The sequence below is a fragment of the Wohlfahrtiimonas larvae genome (assembly GCF_002006755.1).
GTDB classification, from domain to species: domain Bacteria; phylum Pseudomonadota; class Gammaproteobacteria; order Cardiobacteriales; family Wohlfahrtiimonadaceae; genus Wohlfahrtiimonas; species Wohlfahrtiimonas larvae.
The window spans coordinates 1-25,377 of record NZ_MVDO01000155.1; the positions used below are offsets into that span (position 1 = coordinate 1).

Annotated in this window: 24 protein-coding genes and 1 pseudogene; 12 read left to right on the forward strand and 13 right to left on the reverse strand. The window is 36.6% G+C overall.

The features are described 5' to 3' along the window. Positions 1 to 576, reverse strand: a pseudogene (locus tag BZK14_RS08705) (hypothetical protein); the annotation flags it as partial. 263 nt (positions 577 to 839) lie between these two features. Between BZK14_RS08705 and BZK14_RS08710 the strand changes: the two are divergent. From BZK14_RS08710 to murA, 5 genes are read left to right on the forward strand one after another with little or no spacing between them, the layout of a single operon-like run. Further along, positions 840 to 1,136, forward strand: coding sequence for a LapA family protein (locus tag BZK14_RS08710; protein WP_077926121.1), 297 nt, complete (start codon positions 840 to 842; stop codon positions 1,134 to 1,136). A 3-nt stretch (positions 1,137 to 1,139) separates the two neighbouring features. Then, the gene (locus BZK14_RS08715) at positions 1,140 to 2,294 is read left to right on the forward strand and encodes a hypothetical protein (protein ID WP_077926122.1); all 1,155 of its coding nucleotides are present in this window, start codon (positions 1,140 to 1,142) and stop codon (positions 2,292 to 2,294) included. 14 nt (positions 2,295 to 2,308) lie between these two features. Next, positions 2,309 to 3,004: an orotidine-5'-phosphate decarboxylase gene (pyrF, locus tag BZK14_RS08720; RefSeq protein ID WP_077926123.1), complete on the forward strand. Its 696-nt coding sequence runs from the start codon at positions 2,309 to 2,311 to the stop codon at positions 3,002 to 3,004. A gap of 18 nt (positions 3,005 to 3,022) precedes the next feature. Continuing rightward, positions 3,023 to 3,274, forward strand: a complete 252-nt coding sequence (locus BZK14_RS08725) for a BolA family protein (protein ID WP_077926124.1) — start codon at positions 3,023 to 3,025, stop codon at positions 3,272 to 3,274. After that, positions 3,264 to 4,538, forward strand: coding sequence for a UDP-N-acetylglucosamine 1-carboxyvinyltransferase (murA, locus tag BZK14_RS08730; protein ID WP_077926125.1), 1,275 nt, complete (start codon positions 3,264 to 3,266; stop codon positions 4,536 to 4,538). The genes BZK14_RS08725 and murA overlap by 11 nt, the downstream gene beginning before the upstream one ends. Positions 4,539 to 4,674: 136 nt before the next feature. Here murA and glmS read toward each other — a convergent pair whose 3' ends face one another. The 9 genes from glmS to ndk form a co-directional block, all read right to left on the reverse strand. Further along, positions 4,675 to 6,465 carry a glutamine--fructose-6-phosphate transaminase (isomerizing) gene (gene glmS, locus BZK14_RS08735; protein ID WP_077926126.1) on the reverse strand — a complete coding sequence of 597 codons (1,791 nt, stop codon included), beginning with the start codon at positions 6,463 to 6,465 and terminating at the stop codon, positions 4,675 to 4,677. 113 nt (positions 6,466 to 6,578) lie between these two features. Then, positions 6,579 to 8,048 (reverse strand): ribosome biogenesis GTPase Der, encoded by a 1,470-nt coding sequence (gene der / locus BZK14_RS08740; protein WP_077926127.1) that lies wholly within the window; start codon positions 8,046 to 8,048, stop codon positions 6,579 to 6,581. 4 nt (positions 8,049 to 8,052) lie between these two features. Continuing rightward, the gene (bamB, locus tag BZK14_RS08745) at positions 8,053 to 9,198 is read right to left on the reverse strand and encodes an outer membrane protein assembly factor BamB (protein WP_077926128.1); all 1,146 of its coding nucleotides are present in this window, start codon (positions 9,196 to 9,198) and stop codon (positions 8,053 to 8,055) included. A 37-nt stretch (positions 9,199 to 9,235) separates the two neighbouring features. Continuing rightward, the gene (locus tag BZK14_RS08750; protein ID WP_077926129.1) at positions 9,236 to 9,856 is read right to left on the reverse strand and encodes a YfgM family protein; all 621 of its coding nucleotides are present in this window, start codon (positions 9,854 to 9,856) and stop codon (positions 9,236 to 9,238) included. Positions 9,857 to 9,868: 12 nt separating this feature from the next. Next, positions 9,869 to 11,143 (reverse strand): histidine--tRNA ligase, encoded by a 1,275-nt coding sequence (gene hisS / locus BZK14_RS08755; RefSeq protein ID WP_077926130.1) that lies wholly within the window; start codon positions 11,141 to 11,143, stop codon positions 9,869 to 9,871. Positions 11,144 to 11,146: 3 nt separating this feature from the next. Further along, on the reverse strand, positions 11,147 to 12,142 hold the full coding sequence (locus tag BZK14_RS08760) for a helix-turn-helix domain-containing protein (protein WP_077926131.1): 996 nt from the start codon (positions 12,140 to 12,142) through the stop codon (positions 11,147 to 11,149). Between the two features lie 21 nt (positions 12,143 to 12,163). After that, on the reverse strand, positions 12,164 to 12,898 hold the full coding sequence (locus BZK14_RS08765; RefSeq protein WP_077926132.1) for a tetratricopeptide repeat protein: 735 nt from the start codon (positions 12,896 to 12,898) through the stop codon (positions 12,164 to 12,166). Between the two features lie 47 nt (positions 12,899 to 12,945). After that, positions 12,946 to 14,049 carry a dual-specificity RNA methyltransferase RlmN gene (gene rlmN / locus BZK14_RS08770; protein WP_077926133.1) on the reverse strand — a complete coding sequence of 368 codons (1,104 nt, stop codon included), beginning with the start codon at positions 14,047 to 14,049 and terminating at the stop codon, positions 12,946 to 12,948. Positions 14,050 to 14,074: 25 nt separating this feature from the next. Further along, the gene (gene ndk, locus BZK14_RS08775) at positions 14,075 to 14,515 is read right to left on the reverse strand and encodes a nucleoside-diphosphate kinase (RefSeq protein WP_077926134.1); all 441 of its coding nucleotides are present in this window, start codon (positions 14,513 to 14,515) and stop codon (positions 14,075 to 14,077) included. A gap of 240 nt (positions 14,516 to 14,755) precedes the next feature. Here ndk and uvrD point away from each other — a divergent pair, with 240 nt between their 5' ends. From uvrD to BZK14_RS08795, 4 genes are all read left to right on the forward strand, one after another. After that, entirely contained in the window at positions 14,756 to 16,942 is a 2,187-nt protein-coding gene (gene uvrD / locus BZK14_RS08780; protein ID WP_077926135.1) for a DNA helicase II, read from the forward strand. A 93-nt stretch (positions 16,943 to 17,035) separates the two neighbouring features. After that, positions 17,036 to 17,464 carry a DUF1090 domain-containing protein gene (locus BZK14_RS08785; protein ID WP_245831264.1) on the forward strand — a complete coding sequence of 143 codons (429 nt, stop codon included), beginning with the start codon at positions 17,036 to 17,038 and terminating at the stop codon, positions 17,462 to 17,464. Positions 17,465 to 17,575: 111 nt separating this feature from the next. Further along, complete coding sequence (locus BZK14_RS08790; protein ID WP_077926136.1) at positions 17,576 to 18,763, forward strand: MFS transporter; 1,188 nt, start codon at positions 17,576 to 17,578, stop codon at positions 18,761 to 18,763. 87 nt (positions 18,764 to 18,850) lie between these two features. Continuing rightward, positions 18,851 to 19,768: a DUF808 domain-containing protein gene (locus BZK14_RS08795; RefSeq protein WP_077926137.1), complete on the forward strand. Its 918-nt coding sequence runs from the start codon at positions 18,851 to 18,853 to the stop codon at positions 19,766 to 19,768. A 29-nt stretch (positions 19,769 to 19,797) separates the two neighbouring features. Here the strand turns inward: BZK14_RS08795 and BZK14_RS08800 are convergent, their stop codons facing one another. Next, positions 19,798 to 20,187: a pyrimidine dimer DNA glycosylase/endonuclease V gene (locus BZK14_RS08800; protein WP_077926138.1), complete on the reverse strand. Its 390-nt coding sequence runs from the start codon at positions 20,185 to 20,187 to the stop codon at positions 19,798 to 19,800. A 140-nt stretch (positions 20,188 to 20,327) separates the two neighbouring features. Between BZK14_RS08800 and BZK14_RS08805 the strand changes: the two genes are divergently transcribed. After that, complete coding sequence (locus BZK14_RS08805) at positions 20,328 to 20,711, forward strand: YgiW/YdeI family stress tolerance OB fold protein (RefSeq protein ID WP_077926139.1); 384 nt, start codon at positions 20,328 to 20,330, stop codon at positions 20,709 to 20,711. Between the two features lie 77 nt (positions 20,712 to 20,788). Here BZK14_RS08805 and xseA read toward each other — a convergent pair whose 3' ends face one another. Then, complete coding sequence (gene xseA, locus BZK14_RS08810) at positions 20,789 to 22,174, reverse strand: exodeoxyribonuclease VII large subunit (RefSeq protein ID WP_245831266.1); 1,386 nt, start codon at positions 22,172 to 22,174, stop codon at positions 20,789 to 20,791. Then, complete coding sequence (gene mazG, locus BZK14_RS08815; RefSeq protein WP_245831268.1) at positions 22,147 to 22,908, reverse strand: nucleoside triphosphate pyrophosphohydrolase; 762 nt, start codon at positions 22,906 to 22,908, stop codon at positions 22,147 to 22,149. Before mazG ends, xseA begins: the two co-directional genes overlap by 28 nt. A gap of 130 nt (positions 22,909 to 23,038) precedes the next feature. Here mazG and yoaA point away from each other — a divergent pair, with 130 nt between their 5' ends. Further along, positions 23,039 to 24,979, forward strand: coding sequence for a DNA repair helicase YoaA (gene yoaA, locus BZK14_RS08820; RefSeq protein ID WP_077926140.1), 1,941 nt, complete (start codon positions 23,039 to 23,041; stop codon positions 24,977 to 24,979). A 25-nt stretch (positions 24,980 to 25,004) separates the two neighbouring features. Next, a partial coding sequence (plsY, locus tag BZK14_RS08825) for a glycerol-3-phosphate 1-O-acyltransferase PlsY (protein WP_077926141.1) occupies positions 25,005 to 25,377 on the forward strand: 373 nt, incomplete at its 3' end.

Below are 25,377 nucleotides of genomic sequence, written 5' to 3' on the forward strand. Positions count from 1 at the left end.
TCCAAATGCAGGCTCCGCTTCCACCTTACTTTCTGGCTCCACTTCAATAACAATTTCCTTAACAGTCTCATCTTTGACAGTTTTTTCAATCTCATGAAACCCTGTTAAAGATAGAATCTTGCAATCCTCTGCTAATTGATTAAGTATCGGCTTAATAACATTGGCCATAAACTCTAATTCTTTATCTTGTCCAACCACAATTAAAGCACTGAAATGGTATCCAATAACATCACTTAAAGCATTTGGTACTTGTAGTGTCATCATTGGCATCACAACAATAGGTTTACTAACAACATTTGCCTGTGCTGTGTGAGGATAAATTGACTGAACTTTATCATTACCTAAAACTCTTGAAAGTAATAAAGTCACATCAAAACAAGTAGAAACTGTTGTTGTAATAACAACAATAGGACGCTTGCTATCAATTTTCTGACACTCAAATTGAAGAAACTCTAATGTTTCTTTATTCACAATAGACGTTGAATGTACTTTTTTTAGCTCAGGATAGACAAGAGCTATCCGCTTAACGTGATCACTCAACGTATCACATGAATCAACCGTAATTTTTTTGTTCATCGTAAACTTTTATCTAACAATTCCCAAGAGGACATTCAGACAGACTCATAGCCCTGAATGCAATAAAATCAAAACTTATACCCGATACAGAGAACTTATGGGCTGATCATCCATCAAGCCATCTCTGATATTATTGGTTAATATATAACCACTATACTGAATAATAGCATAGAAGTCATTTTTTTTAATTTGTTACTACAACAAAATATTTATAATTGGGTATAATCACCTATCATCCCTTTTCATGCCACACAAGGATTGTAATGAAAAAGATTATTAAATGGATAAACTTTGCGTTATTTTTATTATTTCTAACCTTTGTATTCTTTATCCTCTATTTAAACAGAGAGGCAACGGTTCATTTTGACTTCTTATTTGATGAAATCCAGTTAGTCATGCCTGCCTTTATCAGTATTATTTTCTTGGCGGGTGCATTTTGTGGAATCATCGTGACGTTACTTTTAAGCATTGGTAACTTTGGACAATCTTGGCGACAAAAACGAGAGCTGAGAGCGGCACAGAAATCTTTGAAAAAATTACAAGAAGATAACGCACTATAATTCATGTTTGAATATATATGGATATTACTGCCGTTAGGTTTAATTATTGGTTGGTATGCTGCTAAAGTTGATAGCTCTAGAAAACGCAAACTTCACCAATATTTAAATCTACGCTATTACCTAAATAAAGATAATAATGCAGGAAAAATATCCATTCCTGAAGATAATACAATCCCTTTAAACGTTGAGGATGAAGGGATTAGCTTTACATTAACCTTAGGGGATGCTTATCGCAGACGAGGAGAGGTCGATAAAGCCATTGAAATGCATGAATATCTTTTAGGCACATTATCTATTAATGATCCCAATCGTCACCAAGTGCTAATTTCTTTAGCAGAAGATTACAGTGTGGCAGGTATTTTTGATCGGTCAGAAAATACACTACGCGAACTATTACCAACTCCTCACCATGATTTTGCAGCACTTAAATTATCTGCACTTTATAAACAACAAAATGATTGGTTACAAGCTGTCGGTATGTATGAGCGCATTGAAAATCACAAAGCACTGTACGCAACAGAAATGGCACATTTATATTGTGAATTAGCTGAGCAAGCAATTAATGATAATGATTTCAAACAGGCAACTTTCTGGACACAGCAAGCCCTCAATACTTCACCTAATTTAGCTCGCATCAGTTTAATTAAATCTTATATTTCTCTGCATCATCAACAATATCAGGAGATTATTGATCAATTAAACTTATTATCTCAACAACAAGCTTCACTCATTCCTATTATTATCCCTATTGCATATCAAGCAATGATGCATGAGGACAACCAATTATTTCCACAATGGTTAGATGAACAAATCCAAAAATATCCCTCTTACTTTTACTTAAAAATTTGGAAAACACACTTGCTTGTTATGAATGACTCCATACAAAGCGCTATTACATACCTATATCAAGCCTTAAAACAAACCAAAAACCTACAAGGCATTACTTTATTAAACCAATTACAATCTCTAGAAAAACATCGGCATCAGGAAATTTTTGAGCTCTATCATCAAACTTTTCATCATGTAATTGATTACTATGCTCAATTTAGATGTGAAAAATGTGGTTTTATCTCCAAAACATTACAGTGGCACTGTCCTAGCTGCCAATCTTGGAATACAGCTGCACCTGTTTCTGATATTATAGCGTTACAAAAATAGTTTAAGAGGAATTTATGCAAACAACTTCTCCCATCATCGTTGCTGTTGATGTTGCTGATGAGCGTGCCGCACTTAATTTAATGGATGCTTTAGATCCACAACTTTGTCGCTTAAAAGTTGGCAAAGAGCTGTTTACATTAGCAGGCCCTAATATTGTTGAACAAATGCAAAATAAAGGGTTTGAAGTCTTTTTAGATCTTAAATTCCACGATATTCCCAATACTGTTGCTAGTGCCATCAAAATGGCTGCGGAACTAGGCGTTTGGATGGTTGATTTACATGCATTAGGCGGTCGTAAAATGATGTGCGATGCTAAAGAAATTTTAGCAGGCTACAGCAAACCACCTTTATTGATTGCTGTAACATTACTCACAAGTATGAGCGATGAAATGGCTCATGAAATTGGTTTAATTGGCAACAAAGATGAAATAGTGACACGATTAGCAAATTTAGTTGCTGATTGTGGCCTAGATGGCGTTGTTTCTTCTGCTAATGAAGCAAAAATGATTAAAGAAATTCAGCCAAATCTCATAACAGTTTGCCCAGGTATTCGTTTAGATAACAGCATTGCAGATGATCAAGTACGCATCATGAAACCAGCAAATGCAGTCAAAGAAGGTGCAAATTATTTAGTGATTGGCCGCCCCATTACTCGTGCAGCAGATCCACGCGAAGCGCTGCAATATATTATTTCTACCCTTGCTATATAATTTTAGGAGATAGTAATTATGATGACTAAAGAAGAAGTTACTAAAAGAATTGAAGCCGGCTTACAGTGTGAATACATACTTGTAACAGGCGATGATGGTCGTCATTTTGATGCAATTGTTGTGAGTGAAGCATTCACAGGCATCAGCAAATTAAAACAACACAAATTAGTATATGCAACATTGGGTGATGCAATGCAAACGGATGAAATCCATGCATTAGCAGTCCGCACTTATACACCGGCAGATTGGGAGCGAGTACATGCACTCTAACAATGTTCCTAAACTTGTCATTGAAGGTAATGGCCCATTAAAAGGATCTGTTGTTGCAAGTGGCGCTAAAAATGCTGTTTTACCTATTTTAGCTGCAACAATTTTAGCATCAGAACCAGTTACATTACATAATGTACCCAAATTACAAGATGTGATCGTCTTGACAGATCTTTTAAAAGATTTAGGGGCAAAAGTTGAAATCAATGAAAATACTGTTGTCATTGACCCAACAAGTATCAATAAAATTAGAGCAAGCCATGATTTAGTAAAATTAATGCGTGCATCTATTTTAGTATTGGGCCCATTAGTAAGTAAGTTTGGGGAAGCTGAGGTTTCATTACCTGGTGGATGCGCTATTGGCAGTCGCCCTGTTGATCAGCATCTAAAAGGTTTAGAAGCTTTAAGTGCAAACATCGAATTAAAAAATGGTTATGTATACGCATCAACGACTGATAAAACGCGCTTGAAAGGCAATCATTTTACCTTTGATATGATCACTGTTACGGGTGCTGAAAATATTATTATGGCTGCGGTATTATCTGAAGGCCAAACGATATTAGAAAACACAGCACAAGAGCCAGAAGTGGTTGATTTATGTGAAATGCTAGTAAAGCTAGGTGCTAAAATCCAAGGTATTGGTACAGCTCGTTTAGTGATTGATGGTGTTGATAAATTATCAGGTGGCGAACATACAATCATGCCTGATCGCATTGAAGTAGGTACATACCTCGTAGCTGGTGCAATGACTTATGGCGATGTGACTGTAAATCAATGCAATCCTATTCACCAAGAAGCAACCATTGAAGCTTTATTAGAAACGGGCTGTGGCGTTGAAGTAGGCGATGATTTTGTTCGTGTTTACCCTAAAGCTACAAAACTTAAAGCGATTGATATCAAAACACAACCTTACCCCAAATTTGCAACAGATATGCAAGCCCAATTTATGGCCTTGGCAACTGTTGCTGAAGGTAAATCCACCATCATTGAAACAATTTTTGAAAACCGTTTCATGCATGCGAATGAACTCAGCAGAATGGGAGCGAATATTCGCATCGAAGATCATATGGCGATCATTACAGGTATTGAGAAACTATCAGGTGCAGAAGTATCAGCAACAGATCTCCGTGCATCCGCGGCCTTAATTTTAGCAGGCCTAGTTGCTGAAGGCACAACCATAATGGATCAAATTTTTCATTTAGATCGTGGTTACGATGGCATTGAAAAGAAATTAACTTCTTTGGGCGCCAAAATTAAACGCATTTAAGTAAAAATCTGGTTGGCCAATAATAAATGAAGCCAGCTCATCACGAACTGGCTTTTTTTAATTATATTTGATTATAGTGAACAGCTAATTGCCTTTCATTAATAGCAATAAAATTATTTAAAATCAACAACTTAAATCATTCGACCGTAACCGATTTTGCGAGATTTCTTGGCTGATCAACATCAGTACCTTTCTCACATGCAACATGATATGAGAACAGTTGTAATGCTATTGATACTAAAATAGGGGAAGTTATCTCAGGCATATCAGGTAATTCAATTTCATGACCAAAGCCAATTTTCTGCTGCACTCTACGTTCTTTAAATATATATAAACAGCCATCACGTGCATTAATCTCTTCTAAGTTTGCTATCATCTTATCAGTTAATGCGTTTTCAGTGACGACAGCAATCACTGGCATATTCTTATCTACCAATGCCAATGGACCATGTTTCAACTCACCTGCTGGATAACTCTCAGCATGAATATAAGAGATTTCTTTTAACTTCAGAGCACCTTCCATTGCAATTGGATATAAAATACCACGAGCCACAAATAAAGCACTTGTAGATTCCGAAAATTCTTTACTCATTTTTTGAATCGTTTCATCCATCGCAAGCATTGCCTCAGAATAAAATGGCAATGATGTCAATGCTTCACTAATTGCTGCATTGCTGTGTTGAGACAAAGCATCTACTAATGCTAATAAGACAGTTAATTGTGTTGTGAATGCTTTTGTTGAAGCAACGCCAATTTCACGACCTGCATGAGTTAGAATTGTCCAATTAGATTCACGAGTAATCGCACTATCAGGGCTATTTGTAATAGCTAAATAACCTAAAAATGGCTTTTGTTTTGCCAATTTTAAAGCTTCAATTGTATCTAATGTTTCACCTGATTGAGAAATAGAAATAAATAATGTATTTTGGGGAGTCACACTTTCACGGTAGCGATATTCACTTGCTACTTCAACATGACAAGCAATACCAATGGATTCAAACCAGTATTTAGCAACCAATCCCGCATGATAGCTTGTACCACAAGCATTAATTTGCACAGCCTCAATCTTACTTGAAAGATGAGTATCACAGCCCATTAAAGTCGCCAAATTAACTTTTAAACGCCCTTGCAATGTTTCACTCAATGCCTTGGGTTGTTCAAAAATTTCTTTTTGCATGTAATGTTTATACAAACCTTTATCAGCTGCATCATCTGTAGCATAAAGATTTTTAGTTGGGCGCTCAATAATATGACCTGATTTATCCAAAATTTCAATTGATGTACAAGTTAAACGAATACAATCAAAATCTTCTAAATAAATGAATTGATTTGTAACAGGCAATAATGCAAAGGGATCAGATGCAATAAAGTTCTCTCCCAACCCCATACCAATAACCAATGGCGTTCCTTTACGAGCAGCCACTAATTCACCGGGTAAATTAGAGTCAATCACCGCAATACTAAAAGCACCTTCCAAATATGTTATTGCTTTTTGTACGGTTGCAAACAGAGTCTCTGAGTCATTACGCATAGAATGAATCAAATGAGCAATAACTTCTGTATCTGTTTCTGACTCAAACGAGTAACCAACTGATAACTTCGATTTAAGCTCCTGATAATTCTCGATGATACCATTATGGACCACAGCAATCGTACCACTCATATGTGGATGTGCATTGCGTTCATGTGGTACACCATGAGTTGCCCACCGTGTATGAGCAATGCCAAGTGAACCCTTTAAATCAGAAGCAATCACTTTAGCTTCTAAAGCTGCTACTTTTCCTTGGCTTCTTTCTCGAAATAATTGATGCTCGTTAATGACCGCAATACCTGCCGAATCATATCCTCTATATTCTAAGCGTTTCAATCCTGATAATAAAATAGGACTAACATTACGCTCTGCAATTGCACCAACTATTCCACACATCTATATTCCTTCTTGCTTATAATTAAATTACTTTGAGATGACTACCAATATCAATATCACTCCTAAGCTGGAGTGATATCAAACAAAGTATTTGAACCTATATTTTACTACAATTAACGGCTTTTACGTTTTTTCTTTAAATGCTTACCTTTAGCATTGGCTAGAATTTGCTTATCAGCTTGTACTTTTGTTTGTGGCTTTTCAACAGCATATGGATTATCTCCAGAACGGAAATCCAAACGCACAGGTGTACCAACCAATTTCAATTGCTCACGATAAGTATTCATCAAATAACGAATATAATCAGGCTTCACATGGCTCACACGAGAACCATGAACTACGATACGAGGAGGATTTTTACCACCTTGATGTGCATAACGTAGCTTAGGTGCTAAACCTTGTGATACTGGTGGATGATGCCTATGAACAGCCGCTTCTAAAATATTGGACAATTCATTAGTTGTAAATTTACGCATTGCGTTATCATAAGCTTGGATTGCCATTTTCAAAACCTTATCCACATTCGTACCATGTAAGGCAGAAATGAAAATTGGTTGTGTGAAGTCAATGAAAGCAAACTTACGCGTGAACTCTGTTTTAATCCACTCTCTTTCATGATCAGGCAAATGATCCCATTTATTGACAGCCAAGACTAAAGCACGTCCTGAATCCAATACATTGCCCAATAAACCTGCATCTTGATCTGATAAACCTTCATGTGCATCAAAGACGAATACGACAACATTAGACTTTTGCATCGCTTCAATACTTTTAATGACGCTGAACTTTTCAATCTTATCATCCACTCGACTACGGCGACGAATACCTGCCGTATCAATTAAGATGAAATCACGATCTTCTTTAGAAAATGGAATTTCTACTGCATCACGTGTTGTGCCCGCTACATCACTTGCTAATACACGCTCTTCACCAATAATACGATTGATTAAGGTAGATTTACCCGCATTTGGGCGACCCAATACCGCTAAACGAATTGGACCATCATCCAAAACGACATCATCTTCTTCGTCTTCAGATTTTTCATCATAATCTTCAAACTCTTCTTCGAATTCTAATTCAGGAAAACGAGCAAATGTCGAATGCACCAAGTCTAAAATCCCACGATTATGTGCTGCAGAAACTGCAATAGGGTCGCCCATGCCAAGCGCATAGAATGGCGCAATCGCCATATCTTCCTCTTTGCCTTCTGCTTTATTCACAACCACAATCACAGGTTTATTTGTACGACGCACCATCTCTGCAATTTCTTCATCGTAACCTGTGACATCATTACGACCATCTACGATGAAATAAATTAAATCTGCATCTTCCACTGCCTTCCAAACCTGACTAGCAATCAAATTATCCATGTGATTGCTATCATCGCCAGATAAACCACCGGTATCCAAAATAATATATGGCGTTTGTTCTGCACCAACTTTACCCATACCATAACGGCGATCACGCGTTAGCCCTGGCTGATCTGCAACCAAAGCATCACGAGTACGAGTTAATGCATTATATAAGGTAGATTTCCCAACATTTGGGCGCCCTACCAAAGCGATAATTGGTAAATCTTTCATAAATTTAGATACTAATACGATAAATATTTCCAGAGTAATCTTGGAAAACCGCACTGCCAGCTAAAGCTAGGATATCGGGCATAAAGCCAGACTTACCTACTTTGGTTGAACCAAGCAATTGTCCACTGCTCTTGTCTAGAACATGAACATATCCTTCATTATCACCCACGACAATGCGTTCATTAATCAATACAGGACGCGTTAAATGGCGAGCAAATAAAGCACCGCTCTCCCATTCTGCTTTCCCATCACGTTTTGATAATGCACCAATATTGCCATTTTCATAAGCAACATATAGTCGAGATGCATCCACTGTTAAACCAGAATAAACGCCAGATTTAGTTTCCCAAAGCTTACGTGCATTCTGTAAAGATACTGCCGCAACACCTGTACGCGCTACAGGGATATAAGCGACATTATTATCAACCACTGGTTCAGCATCAATATCTGCTAAACGAGCCATTTCTGTTCCACCACGAGGACTACTCACTTTTTGTCCCCAAATAACAGCACCAGTTTCGGCATTTAAATAACCAACTAATCCCAAATCAGTTGGTACTAACAAATTTTGCCCCACAACAACTGGAGCAGCGCCACCGCGTAAACTCACTTCTGGCACTTGCACCATATAAGCCCATGATTTTTCGCCTGTTTGAGCATCAAAAGTTTCAACTGCACCACTGATTGTACGAATAACCACTCTAGAGCCAGAGATGACTGGTGTCGTTATAGGTGCGCCATACAGTTTTGCGCTCCAAACTTTTGAGCCATTTGCAGAAGATAGAGCGATCAACTCACCTGTTTTTGTCCCAACAAAAACTAAATTACCATTAGTTGCTACGCCAGAATATAATTCATCAACTTTAACAGACCAACCTTTTTTACCAGAAGTTGCATCCACAGACGATACTGCACCATTAGCATTTGCAACAAATAAGGTATTAACATTGTTAGCAACATTAAATCTCAAACCTGTACCATCTGAGCTACCTAATCCCGAAGCTGACCAAGAAGTTCTTACTAAATTTTTATCTGTCGTTTCTGAAATAGGTGTGGGTGTTGGCGCATTAGATTTACCAACAAAAAAACCAGAACAACCTGTAACAGCTAAAGTTGCGACCAATACAGCTGAAATTTTTAACTTATTCATACTCTATCCTTCAATTCGAATCTTAGAATTCTCAGCATTAAGCGCCGGTTGATAACTGATTAATCTTTCTTTGGATCACTGACGATTGCAAAATATCAAAAGCTTCAATATAAACGGCTTTAGCATTATCAATACGTCCTTCTTTGACATAAATATCACCTTGCAAAGACTTGACCAATCCTGTCAAACTCTTAGTAACTATCTGATTTAGCTCTGTCATAGATGCTGTATAATCTTTGTTTTCATACAAAACAACAGCTAAACGATAACGGAATAAATCTTTCATAACTGGATCTTTTGTCACAGATAATTGTGACTGCAAATCTGCAATTGCACCTTTTAAATCATTATCATTTGCTTGAAATGCTGCTTTCTGTAGCATTGCTAAATCTTTAAAGCCCTCAGCCTTAGTATCATTCATCACAGCTGCAATTGCCTTATCATCCAATTTCCCAGATTCTAAAGCTTGCTCAAATATATAATAATTTGTAGCTTGTGTTGATAAACGATTGCTTTTATGACCTTTATAGTAGTCCCAACCAATAATGCCACCAATCACAATAACGATCGATAAAAATATCCAAACACCATTAGCTTTTAACCAATCAACGAGTGCTTCTGCACGCTGTTCATCTGTTTCAAACTGGTTTAAACTCATCTTAAATTACCTTTATTTAATATTTTTTAGCCAATCAACCAACTCAGATAAAGCAATTTCTTGTTGTTCGCCGCTTTCTCTTAAGTTTTTAATGATTGCAATATTGTTCGCCAATTCATTTTCACCCAAAATCATAGCAAATCGTGCACCACTTTGATCTGCTTTCTTCATTTGAGATTTCATGCCAGATTCTCCCAATACAGTTGATACCAAGTAATCAGGATATGCTGTACGAATTTTTTCCATTAATGGTAATCCTGCTTTTTTAGCTTCATTTCCTAATAAAACTGCAATTAAGTCTGGCTGCTGAACATCTTCAATTTGTCGCACTTCTTCACATAATAGATATAAACGCTCCATACCCAAACCAAAGCCGATAGCTGGTGTTTTATGTCCACCTAACTCTTCAACCATACGATCATAGCGACCGCCACCACAAACAGTTGCCTGTGCACCTAACTGATCAGTTGTCCACTCAAATACTGTGCGTGTATAATAATCCATACCACGAACGATACGGTGATTAATAATATATTTAATGCCTAATTCATCTAAATATTCGCATAATTTTTTAAAGTGCTCTGCTGATTCATCAGTCAAGTGATCCAATAATTTTGGCGCACTATTTAATAACTCTTGCATAGCTGGATTCTTTGAGTCCAAAATACGCAGTGGATTGGTTTTTAAGCGGCGTAAACTATCTTCATCCAATAATTCAATATTATCTTCAAAATACTTAACAATGACTTCGCGATAACGCTTACGGCACTCTTCTGTACCCATAGAATTTAATTCTAATGTTACATATTCGGAAACGCCTAACTTCTGCCACAAACGATTAATCATCGCCAAGATTTCAGCATCTACATCAGGTGATTCGATACCAAAAACCTCAATATCTGCCTGATTAAATTGACGATAACGACCATGTTGAGGTTTGTCATAACGGAAGACTGAACCAATTTGCCATACTTTTTGTACTTGATTGTAAAACAATCCATGTTGGATACCAGAACGCACAATACCTGCTGTTAATTCAGGGCGAAGTGCTAAACTTGTTTTTTCATCACTATCTGAAAAAACATACATCTCTTTTTCAACAATATCTGTTACTTCCCCTAAAGAACGTGTAAACAATCTTGTTTCTTCTACAATCGGGGTACGAATTTCACGATAACCATATTGAGCAAATAATTGACGAAAAACCCCCTCAATATATTGCCATTTTGCAGTTTGTGCGGGCAATGCATCATGCATTCCTTTAACAGATTGAATCTTTTGACTCATGACTTAATTCTCTTCCTTAGGCTCTAATTTGATTTTTGAAACAGTAGTTCTAGCTGTCGGGCGATAAATTTTCTCATCCACCACTTCACCATTGAACATTAATTTATCAATACTCTGTGCATTACCAATATGCAATGAAAACGGCGCTTTGCCCTCTAAATGGTAAGTCGCATTTGCGGGTAAAATTTCATTCATTAATACTTTATTATCTTTATCGCGAATTTGCACCCAACATTCTGCATTATTTAATGTTAAAGATAGAGAGGAAATCCCATCAGGTAAGATTATTTTGTCATCTGCAACCACCAGATCACTGTCTTCTTGCATCACTGTCAAATCAGGATTCAATGAACCTTCTCGAATAATCTGTTCAACTTCAAATTTTGATAATGCAGATTTGACATCTAAATCAGAAATTTCTTCTACATTTTGTGAATCCACAAAACTATCATTCATCATAACTGATGGTGTAGAAATAGATTTTTCTGATAACTCTTCGGCGCCAACCTCATCTTTTTCAATCGAAACTATATTCTCTGATTCAGGACTTTTAGTAATATATTTAATAACTTTCTCAGGTGTAGGTCGAATATTAAAAATATCCGTAACTTTTTCACCATAGACAAAATATGTTGCAATCCCTGTAGCCAATAAAGCCATCAAAATAACTGAATACCATTTAAAAAAGGAACGATGCACCATTCGTTTATCTTCATTCAACTGTGCTCGAATTAAACTTTCCTTTTTCTCCTCTTTAAAAGGATCTTCTAATTGTGGTAATAACTGATCAATCTCATGACTATCTATTTTCAAATAATCTGCATATTTTCTAACATAGTTTTTAACATATAAAAGAGAACCTAATCGTTCATAACGACCATCCTCTAAATCTTGTAATACTTGCACTCTAATCGATAATACTCTAGAGGCATCTTGTAATGAAATTTGACGACTTTCTCTAGCTTCGATCAGTTTTTGTGCTAATTCACTCTTAATCATATTTGCTCTTCGTTATTATATTTATTGGCCTTGATTCATAGCTATGACACGCTCATATTTACTAATCTCAGCTTGATTGCGTGCTTTTTTAGCAGCATTTAATCCCAAATATACACTATCTGGTTCATAACCATAAGCATCATGATAACGATCTAGTGCAGAAAAAACATCATTAAAATGTCTTAATTCATTCGCAGCAATTGCTTTAAAATAATAAGTATCAGCATAATTCGGATTTGCTGCTATTCCACGATCAGCATACTCATTACCTTTAATTGCATTTTTATGCACCAAATAACAAGCAGCAGCTGCACTATTCATACCAGCTTTCAACTCAGTGGGTGCATTCTCTGCAATTCTTGCTAGGTTTTCAGGTGCAGCCTTATCATACGCGTTACATTGCAACATTGCATAATGCTTAATCGCCATACGATCCATCGGATTAATGGAAATAGCTTTTGAATATAGAGCCAAGGCATCACTTTTCTTACCTTGACGCTCTTGCCCTAGACCCAACATGACATATAATTCGGAAAAATTCGGATATTTTTTTACTAAAGACATTAATTTTTCATTCGCCACCTGATATTCACCGCGACCAATATAATCAACACCCATTTGATAAGTTAACTTATCTGCCTCAGGTAAACTTTCCACAGTCACGCCATTTGACGCCCTCATGGAAGTATTTGTACCTTGAGTTGTTGTACATGCTAACAACGTAGACGAAAGCAATAACACTGCTAAATACCGCATAATCTACCTCTTCTATATCTTTATTAATCCGATACTTTGTGATTGTATCAAGAATTTTCTGTTTTTGTACGCTTAGTTCTATCTTTCACTCGGCCTGCTAATTGCCCACACGCCGCATCAATATCTTCACCACGAGTTTTACGAATGGTCGTAACAACACCTTGTCTTTGTAAGATCTCTTTAAAGCGATTGATACGATTCATCGATGAACATTCATAACCTGAATTTGGAAAAGGATTGAATGGAATCAAGTTCACTTTACCAGGAATATCTTTAATTAATTTTGCTAAAGCAAAAGCATCTTCTTCTTTATCATTCACATCTTTCAACATCACATATTCCCAAGTAATCTTACGATATGCTGACGAGTCTGTGATATATGCTTTACAAGCTTCTAATAATTCTGCAATAGGATACTTTTTATTAATGGGCACAATTTCATCACGCAATGTATCATACGGCGCATGCAATGAAATAGCCAATGATACATCTGAAACTTCTTTCAAACGATACAGTGCAGGCACAACACCAGAGGTACTCAATGTTACACGGCGTTTAGATAAACCAAAACCATAATCATTCAACATGATATCAATCGCTTGTGTAACATTTGTAAAATTTAATAGTGGCTCGCCCATACCCATGAGCACCACATTCGTTACACGGCGATTTTGACTTTGCTGAGTGTCATTCTCATATTCGCCCAACAATTTTTTAGCGAGCATCACCTGCCCAACAATTTCTGCTGTGCTTAAATTTCTATTAAAACCTTGACGCGCAGTTGAACAAAACGTGCACTCTAATGCACAACCTACTTGCGATGAAACACATAAAGTCCCGCGATCATCCTCTGGGATAAAGACCATTTCGATCGCATTACCTGATTCTAACTGAATCAACCATTTATGAGTACCATCACTCGATGGTTGATCCAATAGAACTTTAGGCAAATCAAAAACAAGTCGTGAATTTAATTTTTCACGTGTTTTTTTAGAAATATCCGTCATATCATCAATAGATTCAGCACCTTTATGATAGACCCATTTCATAATCTGCATGGCACGATAAGGCTTCTCGCCAATCTCTTCACAGAGTTCGAGCATTGCTTGATAAGTTAAACCATACAAATTTTTTTCCACTACATTACTCACGACTTGATTCACTTTTTACTTAAAATTAACGATCACAAATTTTTACTGGTGCAACTGCATTTGCGCCAAAGAAATATTCGATTTCTACAGCAGCTGTTTCTGGAGCATCAGAACCATGAACAGCATTTGCATCAATGCTATCTGCAAAATCAGCACGAATTGTACCTGGTGCTGCTTCTTTAGGATTTGTTGCACCCATGATTTCACGGTGCTTAGCGATTGCGTTTTCACCTTCCAATACTTGCATCATTACTGGACCAGAAACCATGAACTGTACTAAATCATTAAAGAAAGGGCGTTCTTTATGAACAGCGTAGAAACCTTCAGCTTCTGCTTGAGTTAAATGAACCATTTTAGCAGCAACGATTTTGAAACCTGCTTTTTCAAAACGTGTGTAGATTTCGCCGATTACATTTTTTGCAACTGCGTCTGGTTTGATAATAGAGAAAGTACGTTCAATAGCCATTAAATACTCCTTAAAGCTTCACGATAGCTAAACAAATAAATTGATATATGTTTTCATGATAAAAACCGAGGAATTCTAACATAAAAAAGCATTATCTCTTAATAATCCTATAATTTTTTTATAATGAAATTTTCCATAGTATTTTATGACAACTCAAATTAGCGCTCTTCTAGTGATTTTTTATTTTACTCAGGCTCATGATATGATGAGCCACAATTTTATTATCTATTTGTTTTGAGAATGTCTATGTTATCCACACTCAATGCAGCGCAATATGATGCTGTTACCGCACCTTTAGGTCCTGTTCGTGTACTTGCTGGTGCAGGCTCTGGTAAAACTCGAGTTTTAGTTGCACGCATTGCATGGTTATTGGAAACAGAACAAACAACACCTCATGGTATTTTAGCGGTAACATTCACCAATAAAGCTGCACTAGAAATGCGTACGCGCTTGGAATCATCCCTTAAACGCCCTTTACGCAATTTATGGTTAGGCACATTTCATTCCTTATGTCATCGATTATTGCGCTTACATCATACAGATGCAAAATTGGATCAAAATTTCCAAATTATGGATAGCGATGATCAATTAAGATTATGTAAACGTTTACTTCGTGAACGTGGCATTGATGAAAAAATTGTCAGCCCGAAAGCATTACAAAGTTTTATTGGTGGCCATAAAGATGAAGGACGTAGAGCAAGCCACATTGAACGTAGAAATAATGTCGCATACGATACAATGATCGAGCTTTATGCTCAATATCAAGCCATTTGCGATCAATCAAGCTTAGTGGATTTCTCTGAAATTTTATTGCGTACATTAGAAATGCTTCGTGATAATCCTGCATTATTAAAACATTACCAAGAACGTTTTCAATTTGTTTTGGTGGATGAATTCCAAGATACCAACAGCATTCAATATGCTTGGCTGAGAATGTTAAGCGGCAAACATCAGCAGATTTTTGTTGTGGGCGATGATGATCAATCCATTTATGGCTGGCGTGGTGCGCGCGTTGAAAATATTTTGAATTTTGATCAAGATTTCCCCAACAGTACAACGGTTCGTTTAGAGCAAAACTATCGATCCACTTCAACCATTCTTGATGCTGCCAATAGCGTGATTGAAAAAAACAGTGAACGTTTGCCCAAAAAATTATGGACTGACAATAGTGATGATTCACAAATCACACAATACAGCGCGATGGATGCTTATGAAGAAGCACAGTTTGTGGTGAGCAAAATCAAAGAAGCCACCGACAATGGCATCGCTCGCAAAGAACAAGCAATTTTATATCGCTCAAATGCGCAATCTCGTATCTTTGAAGAGGTATTACTGCGCGCCAACATTCCTTATCGTATTTATGGCGGTTTACGATTCTTTGATCGCGCAGAAATTAAGGACATCACAAGCTACCTGCGTTTAATAGTGAATCACAATGATGATATTTCTTTTGAGCGAGCCATTACAACTCCTGCCAAAGGCATTGGCGCTGCAACCATCGAAAAAATTCGATTAGAAGCTATGCAAGTCGAAGTTTCATTATGGGACGCAATGAATAATATCTTAGAAAGCCAAAGTTTAGCAAAGCGCTCCCATAATGCCTTGATGAACTTCAAATTATTGATCAATGAATTATATGATGCATTAGATGATGTAACGTTAGATCAATTCATTCAGGATGTCATCACAAAAGTAGAGCTAGAAGCCCATTATAAAAAAGAACCCATGGGGCGTGGTGAAGATCGCATCGAAAACTTAAATGAATTCATTTCTGCAAGTCGTCAATTTGTGGAAGATTACAATAATGAACCGAATTCACCACCTTTAACTTCTCATGGTTATTTATCAGAATTTTTGAGCCAAATCACCTTGGATTCAGCCGCAAATGCAGATACTGATAATGATGACAAAATTCAATTAATGACTTTGCATAGCTCAAAAGGTTTGGAATTTGATCATGTTTATTTAGTGGGTATGGATGACGGTTTATTCCCAAGTGAAAGCTCCATCAATGATCCTGCTCGTTTAGAAGAGGAACGCAGACTAGCTTACGTTGGCATTACACGTGCAAAACAGTTGCTCACATTAACAACCGCAGCATCTCGCATGATTCATGGTAAAACAGTTTACCTTTCGCCTTCTTGTTTCATTCGAGACATTCCATTACATTTAATCAAAGCACAAGGCCAGAAAGTTGCTATCTCCAAACCTATGACAGCACGAGGCAATCACACCAATTCTACATCCACTCAAGATCAATCAATGAATGGCTTTGCATTGGGGCAATTGGTTTCTCACCCTGTTTTCAATGAAGGCGTGATTACTAACTTTGAAGGCGTTGGCGATCATGCACGTGTAACAGTGAACTTTAAACAAGCAGGCTCTAAAACATTAGTTTTAGCATATGCAAAATTAACAATTATTTAAACATTAAAAAATATATAGAATGTAAAGTTTTATTAAAAACTATATTTTTATGTTACAATTTAATTATTATTTAAATTTAATGGGAAATATATAGTGAAAAAAAGTTTCATCGCTACATTATTATTGGGCACCTTATTAAGTTTCACTAGCGTTAGTTTTGCACAGACAGACTATGGCTGTAAAAAGAAAGAGGATAATCTCAATATACAATTACGTTATGCAGAACAATATGGCAATGTTCATCGAGCAGAAAATTTAAAACGTGCCATTATTAATGTTAGAGAGCATTGCGGTAAAGCGACTTATCGTGAAGATCTAGAGTTAAATGATGAAATATACAAACAAAATCTCAATGAAAAAATTGCAAAACAACAAGCTAAAGTAGCCTCAGCAGAGAAAGAATTAGAACAAGCTAAACTTTCTGGCAAAGAGAAAAAAATCCGCCAAAAAACAGAAAAAGTTCAAGAGCGACAAAAAAAACTTAATGATTATCAACAAGAACTTCAGAGTCTATCAATGTAGTAATATTTAAAGAATCTCCAAGAAGCAATATAAACATCTTTGCTTCTTGTTTAAAACATTAAACTGTCCTATGCTCAATGATAATCCTACTATTACTCATTGACATTCGCCATGCTTGCTACACAACCTATAGGTTATACAATAAAAGATACTGCATTTTGGAAAATCTCGATTTTACTAGGTGCTACTTCTATTTTTATTTTTGCAAATCTCTACTCTTTCCAGCCAATTTTACCAGTCTTAGCTAAAGAATTTAATGTTTCCAGCACATACATCAGTCTAACCTTTTCTTTTTCTATTATTGGACTCATTATTGGTTTAAATATATTTGGCTCGCTGAGTGATCGACTCGGTAGAAAAAATTTTATTCTCTTCTCTTTGTTTTTATCCTCACTATTACTAGTATGCATTGCTAGTACAAACTCCTTGCCATTCATTCTAATACTTCGATTTTTCCAAGGTATGGTAACAGGTGCACTGCCTGCATCCGCATTGGCGTATTTAAATGAAGAAATCAATAAACAGGATCAAAAATTTGCCATTGCATTTTATATTGCAGCCAATGCCATTGGTGGATCACTTGGCCGTGTAATGTCAGGGGTAATTACGCATTATTATTCATGGCACACAGCCCTTTATATTTTTGGTGCTTTAGGATTAATCACAGCAACCATTATGCTATTTCTATTACCGAAATCTAATAATTTTTCCGCTAGCAAAGGTTCTATTTTATCAACATTTTCTGGCATTGGCTTTCATCTAAAAAACCCAATTTTAAGACGTTATTTTCTGATTGGTCTAATCATTCAATTAACCTATACAGGTATTTGGACATACTTACCTTTTCATTTAAGCAATGCACCTTTTTTCTTATCTACTGGTGCAATCAGCTCTTTTTATCTCGCACTAATGCTAGGAATCCCAAGCGCCCCTATTGTGAGTCTACTCACCAATCGATTCAGCCTTAAATTTGTATTAACAAGCATGTTAATTTTATTAGGCTTAGGCGCCCTTCTTACAATTTTTCATAATCTACTCATCATTACTGTTGGGCTTGCGTTATTGAGTTTTGCTATGTTTGCTGCACACTCATTAGCAGCAGCATTAATCAATCTACATGCCGAAAGCTATAAAGGCACCGCATCTAGTTTATATTTTGTAGCATACTACATCGGTGTTGCGATAGGCAGCACACTATTTGCTCCTATTTGGCACACTTTTGGTTGGACGATTGTTGTCATTGTTGCAGCATTACTCCCTATTTCTTATGCCATTATTTTAAAACTCATCAATGACTAACTAACATTCCTATAGAATTTTAAAAATTCACTATAAATTCATATAAACGCTCTCTATAATCATCTAATTTTATTCTTTGGAAACTATATGAGCCCAAGTTTATTAGCATTATTAGATGATATTACTGTTGTATTGGATGATGTTGCATCTATGACCAAACTTGCCACAAAGAAAACCGCTGGTGTATTGACAGATGATCTTGCTGTTAATGCCCAACAAGTGGTTGGTGTGCAAGCAAGCCGAGAAATCCCTGTAGTTTGGTCTGTAGCTAAAGGCTCACTCATCAATAAACTTTTAATCATTCCCGCAGCATTATTAATCAATGCTTTTGCACCATGGTTAATGGTTGTGTTATTAATCATTGGTGGTGCTTATTTATGCTTTGAAGGCGCTGAAAAAATTCATCACACTTTATTTCATAAAAATAATAATAAACAAAAAGCTTTACTGAATGAAACTGATGAAGTGATTACTGATGAAATGATCCAAAAAATGGAAAAAGATAAAATTAAAGGCGCCATTCGCACCGACTTTATTCTATCCGCTGAGATCATTGTGATCACATTGCATACCGTTTCTAATTACTCACTAATGATTCAAATTATGACATTGTTAAGCATCGCTGTTTTAATCACTGTAGGCGTGTATGGCTTAGTTGCAGGCATCATTAAAATGGATGACTTAGGCTATTGGATGATGAAAAATGCAAAAGCAACAAGCTTAAAAGCAAAGATGGGCTTAATGCTCATCAATGCAGCACCTTATCTTATGAAAATTTTAGGCTTCATCGGTACAGTTGCAATGTTTTTAGTAGGCGGCGGCATCATTATCGGTGAAGTACCACAATTGATCGCATTACAAAATAATTGGATCACAATGCTTAATGAGTCTTTCTTCAAGCACTTTATTGGCACCACTTACAGCTTTATTCTAGGTTTTCTTGTCGGTTATATCGTATTAGCGGGTCATACAATCTATATAACATTATTCAAGAAAGTACATTAATTTTATACACAAATACTCAAACTTTTACCTCATGCTTGTCGGTGTAAAGTAAATCTAGGATTCTCGGGCATTCGCTCATGAATCCTTTTTTGATTCAATAAAATATCAGCTTGGGTTACAACATAATCTTGCCATAGATCCACATATTCACTGGCTTCATCTGGCCATTTGTATATCACCTTAAATCCACGATCTAAGCACTCTTGATGCAGTAACTCATAACGATCTTTCAAAAACTTTAATTTATTTCTAAAAAACGTTACATGCCCCGCTCCTAACAAATAAGCTGTCTCTCGACTTAAAACCACGTTCCCTTTTCTCTTAACTATATCATTAGGGATCCTCGTCAATTCACGATGCTCTGCAAGCAAATGTTGATCACACAGTTCAGCAGGAGAAATTACATTAATTCGCGTCATAATCAAAACCAACTCTAAAATTTATATGTCAAAGATTGTAAAGGTGCCGTAAAACTTAGAAAAGCTATTATCCATTCTAAAACAAGAATGTTATATTTAATCTCACAAAATTATCGTCTATCAAAATTTAGGAGTTCCACATGAAAAAGCTTGCAATCACAACTTTTGTGATTTTGAGTATATCAACAGCTTCAGCACAATATTTAGGTCCACAAACTGACCAAAATATCCCTAATGGTGGCTATAAAGGCCCCTCATTAAGCCAATCTATTACATCTGTGCAAGAAGCAATGACGTTGCGGGATGATGCTTATGTCAAAATGCGTGGCAAAATCATCAAACATTCTCATAAAGATAAATATATTTTTAGTGATGGTACTGGTGATATTACAATCGAAATTGATAAAGATAAATGGCGTGGATTAACTGTAGATGCTGATGATTTAGTTGAGATTGTTGGTGAAGTAGATAAAGACTGGAATTCTGTTGAAATTGATGTGGATTACATCACTAAAGTCCAATAATTATATTATAAAACTAGCGTAAACTTTTATAGGCTGTGCTCATCCCCTCCCCGAAAGTGAGCACAGCTTTTTTCTGTTTATTTTCTAGTCTTTTGCAAATCAATGATCGCAGAGCGCACTACACCATCCGACAATCTTGTCACGAGTTGATCGCCAACAGTTAAGCTTTCAACAGAATTAATTGCATATAAAGTCCCTTCATCATTCTTCTGTGTTACAGAATAACCACGCGCCAAGACTTTGAGTGGACTTAAACTATCCAATAATAATACACTGTTATGCAAGCGCTTTTCTAATTGTTGGTACTGTCCTTGCATTATTTTATTCAATTGAACCTCTGAACGAGTTAATTGCTCTGTTAATTGTATTTGCTTTCGTGTTAATAAGCCAATCTGCAAACGTTTTTCAAAATTTTGAAATACTGCAATATTCTTTTGATGAATAGTGCGCATCAATGAACATAATCTTTCGGCCTTAGCATCTAAGCTTACTTGTTTCTCCTTGATCTTTTGCATTGGATGAAGATAAGAGAGCTTTACCATACGTTCTTTTAAAGCTTTTTCTTGTGCAGCCATACTATTTTGCATTAATTGTATCAATTGATATTCGCAGCGATCCAATGTTTGCATGATCTCTTGTTGAGAAATGCTTGATAATTTTGCTGCTGCTGTTGGCGTTGGTGCACGTAAATCTGCAACAAAATCTGATAAAGTTGTATCCACTTCATGCCCAACACCCGTAATCACAGGAATCGTTGAAGCAAAAATAGCTCGCACAACACGCTCATCATTAAAGCACCATAAATCCTCGATACTGCCACCGCCACGCACCACCAAAAGTACATCACAATTAGCTTCATAATTAGCTCTTTCCATGGCTTTTACAATTTGCGGTGCAGCTTCAATACCTTGTACTAAAGTTGGATAAACTTCATATGGGATATCAGGGCGATGATCTTTCAATACTTTTAATACATCCTGAAGCGCTGCAGCATTTGGCGATGTCACAATTCCAATTTTTTTGGGATATTGTGGAATCAATTTCTTATGTTCAGGATTGAATAAACCTTCTTTTTGTAATTTTTCTCGCAACTGCTCAAAAGCTAAATACAAATTACCGCGCCCCAATGGCGCTAAGCGATTCACAACAACTTGATAATCACCGCGTGGCACATATAAAGAGAGCTTGCCTTGAATTTCTACCTTTGCACCATTTTCGATAAAGCCATTAAAACTCATCGCATTACTACGCCAAGCCACACAACGAATCATTGAATTTGCATCTTTCAAATTAAAGTAAATATGCCCTGATTGCGCACGAATGACATTGGAAATTTCACCTTCTACTAAACAGTGAAAAAACGATCCTTCCAATTGGAACTTAATTTGCTGATTGAGCTCGCTAACAGTGATATATTTCATTTCTTGAAACACAATTAATCTTCCTTCTTCGCCATTTCCCACAAATGATCCATCTCTTCCAATGTTGCTTCTATCATTGGTTTATCGAGATGCTTTTCAATATATTGAAAGCGTTTCTTAAATTTCACATTAGTTTCTGTGATGGCCGTTTCAGGATCAATCTCACAATGCCTTGCCAAATTCACCACAGCAAATAACAGATCACCAATCTCTTTTTGTAATTTTTCTTTATGCTGATTAGCTAACTCTGCTTTTACTTCGTCTAATTCTTCTTCGATTTTTTCTAAAATTGGCTCAGGTTCACCCCAATCAAAACCAACTTTCGCAGCTTTAGCTTGTAAATTATTGGCAACTGTTAAACCTGATAAGGATGCTTTTACACCATCCAAATAACTTTGTGCTTCGCCTTTGGATTTTTTCTCATCAAGCTTAATTGCATGCCAAGCAGCTTTTTGTTCAGCTTCATCCGCATAAACAACACCTTCAAATACATGAGGATGACGGCGTAACATTTTATCATTCACGCTTTTCACTACATCATTGAAATCAAATCGCCCTGCTTCTTTGGCAATTTGCGAATGCAGAACAATTTGCAACAATAAATCGCCCAACTCATCTCGCAATCCATCGCTATCTTTTTGAACGATTGCTTCGACAACTTCTGCACTTTCTTCATTTAAAAAAGGAATCAAACTTTCATGTGTTTGTTTACGATCCCAAGGACAACCTTCTGGCGATCTCAAAGTAGCAACGGTTTTCAAAAATTCATTCATCATGGATTATCTTATGGTGCAATGGCAAAAGAGCATTATACGATAACTATACAAATATTGACCTCGAAATTCCTGATAAAGCTCGTATAATGAATCATTCTCGCAAAGATGGTTATTCCAAAACTCCAAAATAATGACAGATATTCATAGCATATTTTCTGAAGGTGGCGAACTGTGCCAAGCCTTGCCCCACTATTCTCCTCGCGATGCGCAAATCGATATGGCGGAAGCTGTTCAGCGTGCCATCGAAGAGCATGAAACTGTTATTATTGAAGCAGGGACAGGTACAGGTAAAACATTTGCCTACTTAATTCCTGCATTGTTATCGGGCAAAAAAGTCATTGTTTCCACAGGAACTAAGCATCTTCAGGATCAGTTATACGACAAAGATCTGCCGTTACTCAAAAAAATCTTCAAATATAAACCTGTGACAACAGCTTTATTGAAAGGTCGAAGCAACTATTTATGCTTATATCGCATCAAAACATTGCGCCAGCGCGGCCGATTTGAAAATAAAAAACAAGTGGATGATTTCTACAGAATCGAGCGTTATGCTGGGCAAGATGAAACGGGCGACATTACAAAACTAGAGAATTTCCAAGACTCCACATTAGCAAGCCATGTGACATCCACTACTGAAAACTGTTTACATACAGAATGCCCTGATTATGAAGAGTGCTTCATTTTCAAAGCTCGTAAAAAAGCGATGGATGCGGATATCATCGTCATCAATCATCATTTATTCTGTGCAGATTTATCATTAAAACAAGAAGGCTTTGGTGAGTTATTACCAGAAGCGGATAGCATCATCATCGATGAAGCTCATCAGTTAGCAGAAACTGCAGGTTTATTCTTCAGCGAACAGATTGGTACAAAAATGTTTTCTGATTGGTTAGAAGATTTCAATCGCCTTTTGGCTTTAGAAGCTAAAGATTTCTCAAGCCATGATGCTGTGGCATCCAATATCATTGAAGGTATGATTGAACTGCGTAAATTACTGCCTGAAGGCAATAAACGCTATGCGCTTTCTGAATTCTATCAAGATCCAAAAATTGCAGATCAATTAGCACACATTGCCGATCAATTATTAGAATTGGTTGTGTTAACGAAGCCGTTAATCATTCGCTCTAAAACTTTGGCTCAAATCGTTGAACGATTACAGGAACTGCAAGAATCATGGACAAAGATCACAGTCACATCACAGGAAAACCCTGATGATAATACTGTGGTTTGGCTAGAAACATATACCCACCACTTGATGATTTGTGCAACGCCTTTGGATATTTCTGAAATTTTCCAAAAAAACAGTAAAGGCTTAAAAGCAGGCTGGGTGTTCACATCCGCAACTTTAGCTGTGAATGGTAAATTTGCTTATTTCTGCGCACCGCTCGGTTTATCCGATGACAATACATTGTGCCTAAAAAGCCCATTCAACTATAAAAGCAATGCACTCTTTTATCACCCGCCTGAATTGCCTGAGCCAAATCACCCAACATATATCCAGAAATTCATTCGTGCGATACTGCCTGTGATTACAGAAGCTAAAGGTCGCACATTCATATTATTCACAAGTTATCGTGCTTTGAATGAAGCTGCCGAAATCCTCAAAAAATCACTGAGCTACCCATTATTCATCCAAGGTGATGCCCCAAAAATCACATTGATTGACCAATTCAGAGAATCTGGCAACGGTGTTTTATTGGGCACAACAAGCTTTTGGGAAGGTGTGGATGTACGAGGCGAAGCATTATCTTGTGTGATCATTGAAAAATTACCTTTTGCATCCCCAGGTGATCCTATTGAACAAGCTAAAATTGATTTAATTAACAAGAAAGGATTGAATGCTTTCATTAACTATCAATTACCGAAATCCATCATCACACTGAAACAAGGTATTGGTCGATTAATTCGTGATCCCAATGATTATGGCTTATTAGTGATTGCTGATCCTAGACTAATCACTAAATCTTATGGCAAGCAATTCTTAAACAGCTTACCTGAGATGGCAAAAACACAAAAATTAGAACGTGTTCAGAAGTTTTTTGAATACGTTGAGAAAAAACGCTTAGAATAAGTCAAATTTTATAGAAGGACTTTTTATGTCAACCATGTTACAAATTATTGTTTACCCTATAATTACCATACTCGCTTACTTGGTCGGATCACTCTCTGCTGCGATCATTACATGTAAAGTGATGGGTTTGCCTGATCCAAGAACAACTGGCTCAAATAATCCTGGCGCAACCAATGTGATGCGTATTGGTGGTAAAAAAGCAGCTGCCATCACATTAGTTGGTGATTTACTCAAAGGCTTAATTCCCGTTGTAATTGTGAAATTGATCTTCCCTACTGAATCATTATTAATTGCCTTAACAGCACTTGCTGCATTTTTGGGTCACTTATTTCCAGTATTTTTCCAATTCAAAGGTGGTAAAGGCGTTGCAACTGCGTTAGGCTGCATCATCGGCTTGA

Bases quoted from the DNA above. Each gene is read 5' to 3' on its own strand.
- yoaA (WP_077926140.1), top strand. From the start codon at position 23,039: ATGACAGATATTCATAGCATATTTTCTGAAGGTGGCGAACTGTGCCAA.
- mazG (WP_245831268.1), bottom strand. From the start codon at position 22,908: ATGATGAATGAATTTTTGAAAACCGTTGCTACTTTGAGATCGCCAGAA.
- ndk (WP_077926134.1), bottom strand. From the start codon at position 14,515: ATGGCTATTGAACGTACTTTCTCTATTATCAAACCAGACGCAGTTGCA.
- der (WP_077926127.1), bottom strand. From the start codon at position 8,048: ATGAAAGATTTACCAATTATCGCTTTGGTAGGGCGCCCAAATGTTGGG.
- pyrF (WP_077926123.1), top strand. From the start codon at position 2,309: ATGCAAACAACTTCTCCCATCATCGTTGCTGTTGATGTTGCTGATGAG.
- BZK14_RS08725 (WP_077926124.1), top strand. From the start codon at position 3,023: ATGATGACTAAAGAAGAAGTTACTAAAAGAATTGAAGCCGGCTTACAG.
- BZK14_RS08790 (WP_077926136.1), top strand. From the start codon at position 17,576: ATGCTTGCTACACAACCTATAGGTTATACAATAAAAGATACTGCATTT.
- BZK14_RS08715 (WP_077926122.1), top strand. From the start codon at position 1,140: ATGTTTGAATATATATGGATATTACTGCCGTTAGGTTTAATTATTGGT.
- murA (WP_077926125.1), top strand. From the start codon at position 3,264: ATGCACTCTAACAATGTTCCTAAACTTGTCATTGAAGGTAATGGCCCA.
- bamB (WP_077926128.1), bottom strand. From the start codon at position 9,198: ATGAATAAGTTAAAAATTTCAGCTGTATTGGTCGCAACTTTAGCTGTT.
- BZK14_RS08805 (WP_077926139.1), top strand. From the start codon at position 20,328: ATGAAAAAGCTTGCAATCACAACTTTTGTGATTTTGAGTATATCAACA.
- BZK14_RS08760 (WP_077926131.1), bottom strand. From the start codon at position 12,142: ATGATTAAGAGTGAATTAGCACAAAAACTGATCGAAGCTAGAGAAAGT.
- BZK14_RS08795 (WP_077926137.1), top strand. From the start codon at position 18,851: ATGAGCCCAAGTTTATTAGCATTATTAGATGATATTACTGTTGTATTG.
- glmS (WP_077926126.1), bottom strand. From the start codon at position 6,465: ATGTGTGGAATAGTTGGTGCAATTGCAGAGCGTAATGTTAGTCCTATT.
- BZK14_RS08765 (WP_077926132.1), bottom strand. From the start codon at position 12,898: ATGCGGTATTTAGCAGTGTTATTGCTTTCGTCTACGTTGTTAGCATGT.
- BZK14_RS08750 (WP_077926129.1), bottom strand. From the start codon at position 9,856: ATGAGTTTAAACCAGTTTGAAACAGATGAACAGCGTGCAGAAGCACTC.
- BZK14_RS08800 (WP_077926138.1), bottom strand. From the start codon at position 20,187: ATGACGCGAATTAATGTAATTTCTCCTGCTGAACTGTGTGATCAACAT.
- hisS (WP_077926130.1), bottom strand. From the start codon at position 11,143: ATGAGTCAAAAGATTCAATCTGTTAAAGGAATGCATGATGCATTGCCC.
- uvrD (WP_077926135.1), top strand. From the start codon at position 14,756: ATGTCTATGTTATCCACACTCAATGCAGCGCAATATGATGCTGTTACC.
- BZK14_RS08710 (WP_077926121.1), top strand. From the start codon at position 840: ATGAAAAAGATTATTAAATGGATAAACTTTGCGTTATTTTTATTATTT.